The organism is Mesorhizobium sp. M0518, from assembly GCF_040321125.1.
In the GTDB taxonomy this organism is placed as follows: Bacteria; Pseudomonadota; Alphaproteobacteria; order Rhizobiales; family Rhizobiaceae; genus Mesorhizobium.
The window spans coordinates 210,882-223,441 of the sequence record NZ_JAMYQY010000004.1 but is presented as its reverse complement, the minus strand read 5'-3'; the positions used below and the strand labels follow the sequence as shown (position 1 = coordinate 223,441).

The 12,560-nt window shown below is 61.8% G+C and carries 12 protein-coding genes; 8 read left to right on the top strand and 4 right to left on the bottom strand.

Annotated features, from left to right (window positions below):
• Positions 1–54: 54 nt before the first annotated feature.
• Together NKI66_RS07800 and NKI66_RS07795 are read right to left on the bottom strand one after the other, a co-directional pair.
• The gene (locus NKI66_RS07800) at positions 55–2,403 is read right to left on the bottom strand and encodes a xanthine dehydrogenase family protein molybdopterin-binding subunit (protein ID WP_023812221.1); all 2,349 of its coding nucleotides are present in this window, start codon (positions 2,401–2,403) and stop codon (positions 55–57) included.
• Between the two features lie 125 nt (positions 2,404–2,528).
• On the bottom strand, positions 2,529–3,026 hold the full coding sequence (locus NKI66_RS07795) for a (2Fe-2S)-binding protein (RefSeq protein ID WP_023812222.1): 498 nt from the start codon (positions 3,024–3,026) through the stop codon (positions 2,529–2,531).
• A gap of 264 nt (positions 3,027–3,290) precedes the next feature.
• Between NKI66_RS07795 and NKI66_RS07790 the strand changes: the two genes are divergently transcribed.
• The 3 genes from NKI66_RS07790 (at position 3,291) to NKI66_RS07780 (ending at position 6,818) form a co-directional block, all read left to right on the top strand.
• Positions 3,291–4,475 carry an FIST signal transduction protein gene (locus NKI66_RS07790; RefSeq protein ID WP_050592709.1) on the top strand — a complete coding sequence of 395 codons (1,185 nt, stop codon included), beginning with the start codon at positions 3,291–3,293 and terminating at the stop codon, positions 4,473–4,475.
• Positions 4,476–4,489: 14 nt separating this feature from the next.
• Positions 4,490–5,830: a hybrid sensor histidine kinase/response regulator gene (locus tag NKI66_RS07785; protein WP_023812224.1), complete on the top strand. Its 1,341-nt coding sequence runs from the start codon at positions 4,490–4,492 to the stop codon at positions 5,828–5,830.
• 433 nt (positions 5,831–6,263) lie between these two features.
• Positions 6,264–6,818, top strand: coding sequence for a tetratricopeptide repeat protein (locus NKI66_RS07780; protein ID WP_031213515.1), 555 nt, complete (start codon positions 6,264–6,266; stop codon positions 6,816–6,818).
• A 120-nt stretch (positions 6,819–6,938) separates the two neighbouring features.
• Here NKI66_RS07780 and NKI66_RS07775 read toward each other — a convergent pair whose 3' ends face one another.
• Entirely contained in the window at positions 6,939–7,622 is a 684-nt protein-coding gene (locus NKI66_RS07775) for a response regulator (protein WP_023812226.1), read from the bottom strand.
• 174 nt (positions 7,623–7,796) lie between these two features.
• Here NKI66_RS07775 and NKI66_RS07770 point away from each other — a divergent pair, with 174 nt between their 5' ends.
• Genes NKI66_RS07770 through NKI66_RS07760 form a run of 3 tightly spaced genes read left to right on the top strand, consistent with a single transcriptional unit; the run spans position 7,797 to position 9,610 of the window.
• Complete coding sequence (locus NKI66_RS07770) at positions 7,797–8,492, top strand: fumarylacetoacetate hydrolase family protein (protein WP_023812228.1); 696 nt, start codon at positions 7,797–7,799, stop codon at positions 8,490–8,492.
• 4 nt (positions 8,493–8,496) lie between these two features.
• A complete protein-coding gene (maiA, locus tag NKI66_RS07765; protein WP_023812229.1) occupies positions 8,497–9,147 on the top strand; it encodes a maleylacetoacetate isomerase in 651 nt (216 codons plus the stop codon).
• Complete coding sequence (locus NKI66_RS07760) at positions 9,137–9,610, top strand: DUF4262 domain-containing protein (RefSeq protein ID WP_023812230.1); 474 nt, start codon at positions 9,137–9,139, stop codon at positions 9,608–9,610. Before maiA ends, NKI66_RS07760 begins: the two co-directional genes overlap by 11 nt.
• Positions 9,611–9,612: 2 nt before the next feature.
• On the opposite strand, the gene NKI66_RS07755 is transcribed toward NKI66_RS07760, so the two are convergent.
• On the bottom strand, positions 9,613–10,854 hold the full coding sequence (locus tag NKI66_RS07755) for an MFS transporter (RefSeq protein WP_023812231.1): 1,242 nt from the start codon (positions 10,852–10,854) through the stop codon (positions 9,613–9,615).
• Positions 10,855–10,953: 99 nt separating this feature from the next.
• Between NKI66_RS07755 and NKI66_RS07750 the strand changes: the two genes are divergently transcribed.
• Positions 10,954–11,415, top strand: coding sequence for a winged helix-turn-helix transcriptional regulator (locus NKI66_RS07750; RefSeq protein WP_023812232.1), 462 nt, complete (start codon positions 10,954–10,956; stop codon positions 11,413–11,415).
• 98 nt (positions 11,416–11,513) lie between these two features.
• Positions 11,514–12,554 carry a zinc-dependent alcohol dehydrogenase family protein gene (locus NKI66_RS07745; RefSeq protein ID WP_023812233.1) on the top strand — a complete coding sequence of 347 codons (1,041 nt, stop codon included), beginning with the start codon at positions 11,514–11,516 and terminating at the stop codon, positions 12,552–12,554.
• The last annotated feature ends 6 nt before the right edge of the window (positions 12,555–12,560 follow it).

The following is a 12,560-nucleotide window of genomic DNA, read 5'->3' as shown; positions in this document are numbered from 1 at the left end:
GTAGCGAACATCGCGTTCTCCCCCTATTCGCTACTCCCTATTCGCCATTCGCGTTCAATGTTTCGTCGCGCGGATCGCGGCCCACACGGTGGACGGCGAAGCCGGCATGGCAAGATCGTTGCTGCCGATGGCATCGGTGATGGCGTTGATCACCGCCGGCGGTGAGCCGATGGCGCCGGCCTCGCCGCAGCCCTTGATCCCCAACGGATTGCCCGGGCAAGGCGTGTTCGAGGTCGAGACCTTGAACGACGGCAGATCGCCGGCGCGCGGCATGGTGTAATCCATGTAGCTCGCGGTCAGCAATTGTCCGCTGTTGTCGTAATAGGCGCCTTCGAGCAGTGCCTGGCCAATGCCTTGCGCCAGCCCGCCATGCACCTGGCCCTCGACGATCATCGGGTTGATGATGTTGCCGAAATCGTCAGCGGCGACGAACTGGACGATCTCGGTGACGCCGGTTTCCGGGTCGACCTCGACCTCGCAGATATAGCAGCCCGCCGGGAAGGTGAAATTCGACGGATCGTAGAACGCCGTCTCCTTGAGCCCGGGCTCCATGCCGCCCGGCAGGTTGTGGGCAGTGTAGGCGGCCAGCGCCATCTGGAACCACGGCACGTTCTTGTCGGTGCCGGCCACCTTCAGCGCGCCGTTCTCGATGATGATGTCGCCTTCGTCGGCCTCGAGCAGGTGCGCCGCGATCTTCTTGGCCTTGGCCTCGACCTTGTCGAGCGCCTTGACGATGGCCGACATGCCGACCGCACCCGAGCGCGAGCCATAGGTGCCCATGCCCATCTGCACCTTGTCGGTGTCGCCATGGACGATCGAGACCGAATCGAGCGGCACGCCGAAGCGCTCATTGACCAGTTGCGCGAAGGTCGTCTCATGGCCCTGGCCGTGGCTGTGAGAGCCGGTCAGCACCTCGATCGTACCGACCGCGTTGACGCGCACTTCCGCCGATTCCCAAAGGCCGACACCGGCGCCGAGCGAGCCGACGGCCGCAGACGGCGCGATGCCGCAGGCCTCGATGTAGCAGCTCATGCCGATGCCGCGCAGCAACCCCTTGTTGGCGGCGGCGGCCTTGCGCTTGGCGAAGCCGGCATAATCCGACGCCTGCATTGCCGCATCGAGCGAAGCGGCATAGTCGCCGGCGTCATAGCACATGATGACCGGCGTCTGATGCGGAAACGCTGTGACGAAGTTCTTGCGCCGCAGCTCAGCCGGCGAAACGCCGAACTGGCGGGCCGCCGTCTCCATCATGCGCTCCATGACGAAGGTCGCTTCCGGCCGCCCCGCCCCGCGATAGGCATCGACGGGCGCGGTGTTGGTGTAGATCGCCTTCACATTGGCGTGGATGGCCGGGATGTTGTACTGGCCCGACAGCAGCGTCGCATAGAGATAGGTCGGCGTCGCCGATGAAAACAGCGACATATAGGCGCCAAGATTGGCTTGGGTTTCCACCTTCAGGCCGAGGATCCTGTGGTCCTTGTCGAAGGCCATTTCAGCATGGGTGTGATGGTCGCGGCCATGCGCGTCGGTCAGAAAACTTTCGGTCCGGTCGGCCACCCATTTGACCGGCACGCCGGTCTTCTTTGACGCCCACAGGCAGACGATCTCTTCGGGATAGATGTAGATCTTCGAGCCGAAGCCGCCGCCGACATCGGGCGCGATCACGCGCAGCTTGTTTTCCGGCGCGACATTGTAGAAGGCGCTCATCACCAGCCGCGCCACATGCGGATTCTGCGAGGTCGTCCAGCAGGTATAGTGATCCTCGGCCTTGTCGTAATGGCCAAGTGCGGCGCGCGGCTCCATGGCGTTGGGCACCAGCCGGTTGTTGATGATGTCCATCTTGACGACATGGGCCGCCTTCCCGAAGGCCGCCGCGGTGTCGTCGGCATTGCCGATGTCCCAGTCGAAGATCAGATTGTTGTCGGCTTCGGGGTGGATCTGCGGCGCACCCTTGTCCATCGCCTTGGAGGCATCGACGACGGCCTTCAACTCCTTGTAGGTGATCTCGACCGCCTCGGCGGCATCACGCGCCTGCCCCTTGGTCTCGGCGACGACGATGACGACGGCGTCGCCGACATAACGGACCCGGTCGAACGCCAGTGGCGACCATGCCCCCATCTTCATCGGCGAGCCGTCCTTGGAGTGGATCATCCAGCCACAGATGAGATTGCCGATGCCGTCGGCCTTGAGTTCCTTGCCGGTCAGCACGCCGATGACCCCGGGCATGCCCTGGGCCTTCTTCACATCGATCTTCTTGATCTGCGCATGCGCGTGCGGACTGCGCACGAACGCGGCGTGCTTCATGCCGGGAACCACCATGTCGTCGACATAGCGGCCGGCGCCCGTGATGAACCGTTTGTCTTCCTTGCGCGCGACCCGAGCGCCAACACCTTCAATGCCCATCAGAAATTCCTCCGGAATTTATGGGAGTAGGGCAGTAGGGGAGTAAGGGAGTAGGGAAAAAGAGGCCTCGTTGCGTTGGCCTTTTTGCCCTACTCCCCTACTGCCCTACTCCCTTATTCCCTTGCCTAAGCAGCTTGTTTCGCCTTACCCTTCGACCCCTTCATCGTCGTCGATGCGGCGAGGATCGCCTTGACGATGTTGTGGTAGCCGGTACAGCGGCAGATGTTGCCGTCGAGCTCGGCGCGCACCGTCGCCTCGTCGAGCCCTTCGGGGTGGCGGCTGATCATGTCGGTCGCCGTCATGATCATGCCCGGCGTGCAGAAGCCGCACTGCAGCCCGTGATGTTCCTTGAAGGCGGCCTGCACCGGATGCAGGTCGGCGCCATTGGCCAGGCCCTCGATCGTCAACACGGTGGAGCCGGAGGCCTGCACCGCAAGCATCGTACAGGATTTGACCGCCTTGCCATCAACGTGGACGACGCAGGCACCGCATTGCGAGGTGTCGCAACCGACATGCGTGCCGGTAAGACCGAGATTTTCCCGTAGGAAGTGAACCAGAAGTGTTCGGTCCTCGGCAGCACCGCTGACCCGCTTTCCGTTCACCATCAACGAAACGTCCGACATGGTCCCTCCCTGGGTATCAACCTTGGTATCCACGCTGCCGACGCGGTATTCGCGCTTCGGTGGTGCATTATTCGTACACCGCACATCGGACAAAAAACAGCACGTCGCAAACGCGGAACATTGTACTTTCGGTCATGGCCGCGCCCAAACATGCGGTGCCGGTGGCCCCATTGCCAAACCGCCGATTGAAGGCAACAATGTCGGTCGACGCCCGCGCGCCAGAAGCATTTAAAAACAGCCGCGCACAAAAAAGCGTCGGAGGAAATGCGGAGAACATCGCTGGCCAATTCACAGACGCGCTATGCATGCGGCCTGTCGGCGCTCACCACGGACGAGCCCGACATGGAGGCGTTCGCCAAGGCGATCGCACTGGAAGCAGCCGCCATCGACGCAGGCTTTGCCCTGCTGTTCTTTTCCCAGAGCCTAGTCGAAGCCAGCGCCCTTTCCCAGGCGCTCATGACCCACGCACCGGCGCTCCACCACGCCGGCTGTTCGACTGCCGGCGAGATCACGCCGCAAGGTCTCGAGGATGGTCATGTGCTGGCCATGCTGCTTCCGTCCACCGCGTTCACCGCCGTTAGCGTGATGGTCGAAAATCTGTCCTCGTCGGGTATGGACAGGATCACCGGCGAGGTGGAGACCCTGCGGCGATCGCTGCGCGCGCGCCTCGGTTGCGATCGGACCAAAGGCACTTTCGCGCTCTGCTTCATCGACGGGCTCTCTTATGCCGAAGAAGCGGTGAGTTCAGCCATCCACTGGGGCCTCGATGACATACCGCTGCTTGGCGGCTCCGCCGGCGACGATCTGAAATTCGAGACGACGCGCCTGATCTCGAACGGCAAGGTCACCTCCGACAGCGCCATCATCGTGCTGATATCGACCGAAATTCCCTTCCATGTCTTCAAGACCGACAACTTCGTTCCCACCGATGAAAAACTGGTGGTGACGGCTTCCGATCCCGATCACCGCATCGTGCGCGAATTCAACGCCACCAATGCAGCGCAGGAATATGCCGCGTCCGTCGGCATCGTCGCGCAGATGCTGACGCCACTGAGCTTCGCCTCGCATCCCGTGGTGGTGAAGGTGGGCGGCCAATATTATTGCCGATCGATCCAGAAGATGCATGCCGACGGCTCGCTGTCGTTCTTCTGCGCCATAGACGATGGCGTCGTGCTGTCGATCGCCCAACCAAAGGACATGGTCGAATCGACGCGCGCCGCCCTGCGCGATGTCGAGGAGAGGCTTGGCGGCATCGACATGATCCTCGGCTTCGACTGCGTGCTGCGCCGGCTCGACGCGCGCAATCGGCAGGTGTTTCGCGAGATTTCGGAACTCTACCGGGTCAACAATGTCATCGGCTTCGGCACCTATGGCGAACAGTACCGGTCGATGCATCTGAATCAGACTTTTACCGGCATCGCCTTCGGCGAGCGCCAGGCGGCGGAATAGGACGGCGCAACAAGATGCCGCTGAGGGACATAAACGATCTTGAAAAGCTGAAGAAGATCAACGCGGCACTGGTCAGCCGCGTCGAGCGCTCTATGGACCAGCAAGGCAACGCCTTTTCGCTGTTCCAGACCGCGATTTCGCTGGAAAACCGGGTGCGCACCCGCACCGAGGAACTGCACTCGACCTTGCGCCGGCTGGAGCAGTCGAACATCGACCTCAGCGCCGCCAAGGAAAACGCCGAACTGGCGAACCTGTCGAAAACCCGTTTCCTCGCCGCTGCCAGCCACGACGTGCTGCAGCCGCTGAACGCGGCCCATCTCTCGGTTTCGGCGCTCGCCGAAGTTCAGACCAGTGACGAGGGCAAGAAACTGGTGCGGCAGGTCGAGCGCTCGCTGGAAACGATGGAGGACCTGCTGCGAACCCTGCTCGACATCTCCAAGCTCGATGCCGGCGTGGTGCAGCCCGACATAAGCGATGTCAGCCTGGAGGCGCTGTTCTCGTCGCTTCGCTCGGATTTCCTGCCGGTGGCGGAGATGAAAGGCCTGTCGCTGAAATTCCGGCCGGTCCATGCGGTGGTCCGCTCCGACCGCACGCTGCTGCGCCGCATCCTGCAGAACATTCTTTCCAACGCGCTGGGCTATACACGCTCGGGCGGCGTGCTTGTCGGCACCAGACATCGCGGCGACACCATCCGCATCGACGTCGCCGATACGGGCTGCGGCATTCCCGACGACCAGCGCGAGGCGGTATTCGAGGAGTTCCATCGCGGCACCTCGCCGGCCAATGCCGAACTGGACGGTGGCGGTCTCGGGCTCGGGCTTGCCATCGTGCGCCGCATGGCCAGCGCGCTCGGCCATCCCGTGACATTCTCGTCGAAGGTCGGACGCGGCACGATCTTCCACATCGATGTTCCCGTCGGCATCGGTGCGCCAGCCGATGCCATCGCTAGCGTTGCCGATATGGAACGGCCGCGCGGCTATGGCCTGTTCGGCACCAAGGTGCTGCTGGTCGAGAACGATATCGAAGTGCTGCAGGCCATGACCTTCCTGCTCGAACGCTGGCAATGCCTGGTGCGGGCCGCGACCTCGACCGACGATGCGCTCGACATGCTTGGCGACACCGACTGGGTGCCCGACATCGTCATTGCCGACCAGCATCTCGACGGCGGCGATCTCGGCACCACGACCATCGCCGAAGTCCGCGATTATCTCGGCCGCGCCGTGCCGGCGCTGATCGTCACCGCCGACAGTTCGGAAGCGGTCGCCAAAGCCGCCCGCTCCGGCGGCATCGAACTGATGCGCAAGCCGCTGAAGCCGGCACAGCTAAGGGCGCTGCTGGCACATTTGCTGGCTTAGACAATAACCAATTCGATGCTTAACTACTTGGAAAGACGGAGGCGTCACTTTTGAGATCGCCACCGTTTAAATATTGGAAATTCCGAAAAAAAGTTGACGATGATCTTCCGGAAGTCCGCATACATTACGTATCCGCACGCAGTAGTTTGACAATTTGGATCGAGACCTCTTGGACATTCCTTTTCATCCAGTCGCAAGGACGTGCTTGATAATTTTGGCGTCCCCATAAAAAGCGGCACGGCAGATGGGATAAGGAAGGTAACGCTCATGCGCGCTGACGCGGTGCCGTGATTATGAGGGGCATCGTCCAGGCGCGACTGTGAGATCCGGCAATTACGGTGACAGTGCACTCTTAATATGTCCTCCCGGCCCATAGTGCATACTGTCAACGCATTTGATAGCGCAAAGGTGATGATTGAAAGAGGAGCTACCTATGTCCGATGACGACACGCATTTAGTTCAAGCCAAGGAAGCCCTCCACAAGGGTGAAGTGGAGAAAGCAATATCAATTCTCTTAGACGCAATGAACTATGAGAGCAAGAAAGCGGCGGCGGCGTATTCTCTGGGGATAGTTTATGACAGTAATACCGATTGTCACGATGATGATCTGGCGGTAAGTTACTATTCGATTGCAGAAAGTGGCGGAATCGAAATGGCAACTTATAGAATTGCTGGGTTGAAACAAAGAATTGGCGACAATATTGAATCTTTAGAGCTGTTTAAAAAAATCTCCACCCGGAACCCGTCCGCCGCCTACTGGTGCTATCGCTTGATACAGAAAAATGAACCGACTGATCCGGATGCTGAAATATTTCTAAAAAGCGCTGCATCTCAAGGCCACATTCTTGCGAAGAGGGATATATTAATGGAGAAACTGAAAGGAAGGCGAGGCGCTGCTCAAATGGTTATCGGCGCGTTTGGTATGATAAGACTATTTAGAGAAACGATGGCTGCATATGCGGCGAGGGATGAGCTACTGTACCAATAGATGTAGAGGCCGAAATTGTTGCGATTTTCGAATTACGGTGACAGTGCACTTTTACCACGTTCGCCCAGCCAGTGTTGAGCGTGGTGGTGACAACCCTACTTGGATGAGGGACGGCGAGCCTCAAAACCCAGCCTGATCCCGAAACAGCTCCGCATTGTCCAGCTTCGAAACCTCGATCACCGCCTGCGTGCGGCTGTAGACATTGAGCTTGCGCAATATCTCCGAGACATGCGCTTTCACGGTGGTCTCTCCCACCTGCAGCTCGTAGGCGATCTGCTTGTTGAGCAGGCCCTGGCGCAGCATCTGCAGCACGCGCAGTTGCTGGGGCGTCAGCGTCGACAGGCGCTGCACCATGTCGGCGCGGTCGACGCTTTCAGCGTCGGGTGTGCGGCCTTCATAAGTTTCCGGCACATAGATCGCGCCTTCCATCACCGAGCGTATGGCGGCGGCGAGGTCGCTCTTGCGCGCCGATTTCGGGATAAAGCCGGCGACACCATAGGACAGCGCCTCGGAAATGATCTTCGGCTCCTCATAGCCCGAGACGATGACCACCGGCAGGCGCGGATAGCGGGTCCGGAGCTGCAGCAGGCCTTCAAAGCCATGCACGTCGGGCATGTTGAGGTCGAGCAGCGCGAGATCGAACGGCTTGGCGCCGGCCAGAAGGTCCAGCGCCTCGGTGATCGAGCGCGCCTCCACGGTGTCGACTTCCGGGTAGGCCATCTGCACGGCGCTGTGCAGCGCCTCGCGAAACAGCGGGTGATCGTCGATGATCAGGAACCGGGCGCGATCGTGGGTTGCGGTCATAGGGGTTCATTTCAGTTCGTGGGCGATTAGAATAGCCTCGTCAGCATGGCCAGATTATTGCCAAATAGTATATCGCCATCTCCGGCGGAAAGTGCCGCCGGCACTTTCTCGACCAATCGCCTTGTCCAGGCCCCCAAATCGGTCGAATGTTCCGGCAACCAAGCAGAGACCCACATGACAGAATTCGTCCTTCCCTTGCCCGCAACCGCATCGGTGGCCATTGCGGGCTCGTCCGATCGTTTCGCGGTGCGCCGTATCTACTGCGTCGGCCGCAACTACGCGGCGCATGCCCGCGAATTCGGCAATGACGAGCGTGATCCGCCCTTCTTCTTTACCAAGCCGGCCGACGCGGTGGTCGATTCCGGCACCGCTATCCCCTACCCGCCGCTGACGGCCGATCTACACCACGAGATCGAATTGGTGGCTGCGATCGGCAAAGCCGGCTTCCGCATTGCCCGCGACAAGGCGCTGGACCACGTCTGGGGCTACGGCGTCGGCATCGACCTCACTCGCCGCGATCTGCAGGACGAGGCCAAGAAGGCCGCCCGTCCGTGGGACTGGTCGAAGGCCTTCGACCGCTCCGCGCCTTGCGGCCCGCTGATCCCCGCGGCGAAATCCGGCCACCCACAGAAGGGCCGCATCTGGCTCGCCGTCAACGGCAAGGTCAGGCAGGATGCCGACCTCGCTGAACTGATCTGGCCAATATCGGATATCGTGTCGATCTGCAGCGAGGCGATGGAGCTCGAGCCCGGCGACCTGATCTTCACCGGTACGCCGGCAGGCGTCGGCGCGGTTGGCCCCGGCGACACGATGACCGGCGGCGTCGACGGCATCGGCACCATCGAAGTGACCATCGGCCAGCCGAAGTGAGCGCATGAGCGGCCTCGTCCTGCATAATTACTACCGTTCCTCCACCTCCTACCGGGTGCGGATCGCGCTGGAGATGAAGGGGCTGAGCTACGACTATGTCCCGCATCATCTGCGCCATGGCGAACATCTGGAACCAGCCTATCTCGCGGTCAATCCGCAAGGCCTGGTGCCGGCGCTGGTGCTCGGCGACGGCACGCTGCTGACGCAATCGCTGGCGATCATCGAGTTCCTCGACGAGACCAAACCGGAACCACCGCTGCTGCCGAAGGACCCGGCCGGCCGGGCACGCGTGAGAATGCTGGCGCAGATGATCGCCTGCGACATCCACCCGGTGAACAATCTGCGCGTGCTGACCTCGCTGCGCACGCTGTTCGGCGCCGGCGACGAAGACATCGCCAACTGGTTCCGCCATTGGGTGAACGAGGGCTTTCAGCCGCTTGAAAAGATCATGGCGTCGGCGGCGGAGAGGGGTACATTCTGCCATGGCGACGCGCCGGGCCTGGCCGACATCTGCCTCGCCGCGCAGATTGCCAGCAACGCCCGCTTCGGCGTCGACTTGACCCCCTACCCGACGATCGCGCGCATCAATGCCGCCTGCATGGCGCTGCCGGCCTTCCAGAAAGCCGCGCCCCGGAACCAGATCGATGCCGAGTAGAAAAGCCACCGACCCAGGTGAAGCCAAGGCGCTGGCCGATATAGAGGCTTATGGCTGCCACATCTTGCATGTGCTGGAGGAAGGCGACGATCCGCCTTTCACCTATTCGGTTGGAATAGAGCACAACTTCAAGGCGCCGGAACTCATCGTCATCGGCCTGAAGCCGGAAATCTCCCAGTTCATCATCAACGAGTATTGCAGCCGCGTCCGCTCCGGCGAGGTTTTCCAACCAGGGCAGCGATCGTCCGGTTTTATCGAAGGTTTCGACTGTCAATTCGGCGCCGTTCATATCGAACACTATCGCGAGCATTTCGGCTGGGACCTCTGGTTCTACGACGGCCTGGATTTCGGTGTTCTCCAGCTGATCTATCCCACTGTGGACGGCATCTGGCCGTGGCAGGCCGAGGCGAGCGACTGGTTCCGAGCCTGGCAGCCGCTTCTCGACACCGCGCCGTGGCCATAGGCTTATCTGCCGACGCGCAGCGTCAACGCCCAGAACAGCAGCGCCAACAGGCCGATGCCGGCGCCAAGCACACAGACGCCATTCCAGCCCATTGCACCATAAGCCATGGTCGAGGCGATGGAGCCCAGGGCGCTGCCGACCGAGTAGAAGATCATGTAGCCGCCAACCAGTCGGCTGCGCGCATCCGGCCGCCGGGCGAAGATCAGGCTCTGGTTGGTGACGTGGACGGCCTGGATCGCCAGATCCAGCATGACTATGCCGGCGACGAGCAACCACAGAGACATGCCCATGAAGGCGATCGGCAGCCAAGCCGCCATCATCAGCAGCAGGCTGAGGCCGGTGACCAACTGGCCGCATCCACGATCGACGAGGCCGCCGGTCCAGCGCGCACCGAGCGCGCCGGCGACGCCCGCAAGGCCGAAAAGCCCGATCTCGGTATGCGAAAGTGAAAATGGCGCGACGCTGAACGGCAGTACCAGCGGCGCCCACAGCACGTTGAAGCTGGCGAAGATCAGCATGGCCAGCACCGCCCGCACGCGCAGCAGCGGCTCCTGCGCGAACAGCAGCAGCACCGAAGCGAGCAGGCGTGGATAGGATGTGCGTGGCCGCTCCGCCTCGTGGCGCGGCAGGATCAGGTAGAGAACCATCGCCATGACGAGCGTCAACATGGCCGAGACAAGATAAACCCAGCGCCAGCCGGCGAAATCGGCGACGACCCCCGAAGCGAAGCGGGCAAGCAGGATGCCCAGGATGACGCCGCTGGTGACGGTGCCGACCGCCCGCCCCCGCTCCGATGCTACAGCGAGGTCGGCAGCGAAGGCGACCAGCACCTGCACCACCACCGCCAGCAGCCCGACGACCGCGAGGCTCGCCAGCAGCATCGCCGCGTTGGGCGCGATCCCGACCGCCACCAGCGCCACGGCAGACAGAATCGCCTGCCCGGCAATCAGCTTGCGGCGATCGAACAGGTCGCCCAGCGGCACGATGAAGAACAGGCCGAGCCCATAGCCGATCTGCGTGACCGTCACCACGATGCCGACCGAGGCCGGCGCGATAGCAAAATCATGCGCTATGGCGTCGAGCAGCGGATGAGCGAAATAGATATTGGCGACGCTCAGGCCGCAGGCGATGGCGAAGATCAGCGCGGTCAATCGTGACAATCCCGTAGGCGGCGGCGCCACCCGATGCGGCCCATCGGATTGCTCGAGGCTTGTTGCACCGCTGTTCGCCACCTGCATGTTCATGTCTCTCTCCACAAAAGGTTTCAACTTGAAACCTCTTGCTGGATAGGCGGAACAGTTTTATGTTGCAACCGAAATTAGAGCATTGGACCGACGACTGCCATGGTGAAACGAACGAGCCACCACGAAGCGGATTGCTTCATAGCGCGACCACTGGACGCGATTGGCGACTGGTGGTCGCTGCTCATCGTGCGTGACGCCTTCGACGGCTTGCGGCGCTTCGGCGAATTCCAGAAGAGCCTCGGCGTCGCCAAGAACATCCTGTCGTCGCGGCTGCGCAATCTTGTCGCGCATGGCATCCTCGAAACGGTCCCGGCGCCCGACGGCAGCGCGCATCATGAATATGTGCTGACGCAAAAGGGACGCGGCCTGTTCTATGTCCTGGTTGCCCTGCGGCAATGGGGCGAAACCTACTTCGCCGGACCGGGCGAACCCTATACCTTCATGGTCGACAATCTCACCAGCCGGCCGATCAAGCGACTGGAAGTACATGCCGAGGACGGGCGGCAGCTTGCCCCCGGCGAAACCCGGCTTGCCGACTTTCGCAACCGCGGAACCGGTTAAGAGCTGCTGCCTGCCAACAGGCCTGGCGGAATCGATTTCTGCTCGACCAGACAGGGAATCGGCTATCGTTTCCTGCAGCACAGAGGGTGGAGTGACCGATGAAAGCCGTCGTCTTCGAGAAATTCGGCGAAGCGCCGAGGATCCAGACCGTTCCTGATCCGAAGCCGGCCGCTGATGGCGTCGTCATCAAGGTCGAGGCGACCGGTCTGTGCCGCAGCGACTGGCATGGCTGGATGGGTCATGACGACGGCATCACGCTGCCGCATGTGCCGGGCCACGAGCTGGCCGGCGTCGTTGTTGCCGCCGGCAAGCAGGTCACCCGCTGGAAAGCCGGCGAGCGCGTCACCGTGCCGTTCGCCGTCGGCTGCGGCCGCTGCTTCGAGTGCAATTCGGGCAATCACCAGGTCTGCGAACACCAGACACAGCCTGGCTTCACCGGCTGGGGCTCGTTCGCCGAATATGTCGCCATCGAACACGCCGATACCAATCTCGTGCGCTTGCCCGACGAGATGGAATTCGCCACCGCCGCCAGCCTCGGCTGCCGCTTCGTCACCTCGTTTCGAGCCATCGTCGACCAGGGCCGGGTGAAGCCGGGCGAATGGGTCGCGGTGCATGGCTGCGGCGGCGTCGGCCTGTCGGCGATCATGATCGCCAGCTCAATGGGCGCCAATGTCATCGCCATCGATCTCACCGACGAGAAACTGGATTTCGCCAAAAAGATCGGCGCCGTCGCCACCATCAATGCATCCACGACACCGAACGTGGTCAAGGCGGTCAAGCAGATCACCAATGGCGGCGCGCACATGTCGATGGACGCGCTCGGCCACCCCACCACCTCGTTCAATTCGATATCCAATCTGCGCCGGCGCGGCCGCCATGTGCAGGTCGGCCTGATGCTGGGCGAGCATGCCCGGCCGCAGGTGCCGATGGACAAGGTGATCGCCTTTGAACTCGAAATCCTCGGCAGCCACGGCATGCAGGCCTACCGCTACCAGGCGATGATGGACATGATCCGCAACGGCAAGCTGAAGCCCGAACTGCTGGTCGGCAAGAGGATCAGCCTCGACGAGGCGCCCGCGGCCCTGATGGCGATGGGCGGCTTCGAGGGCATTGGTATTGGGGTGGTCACGAAGTTTTAGGCGAGG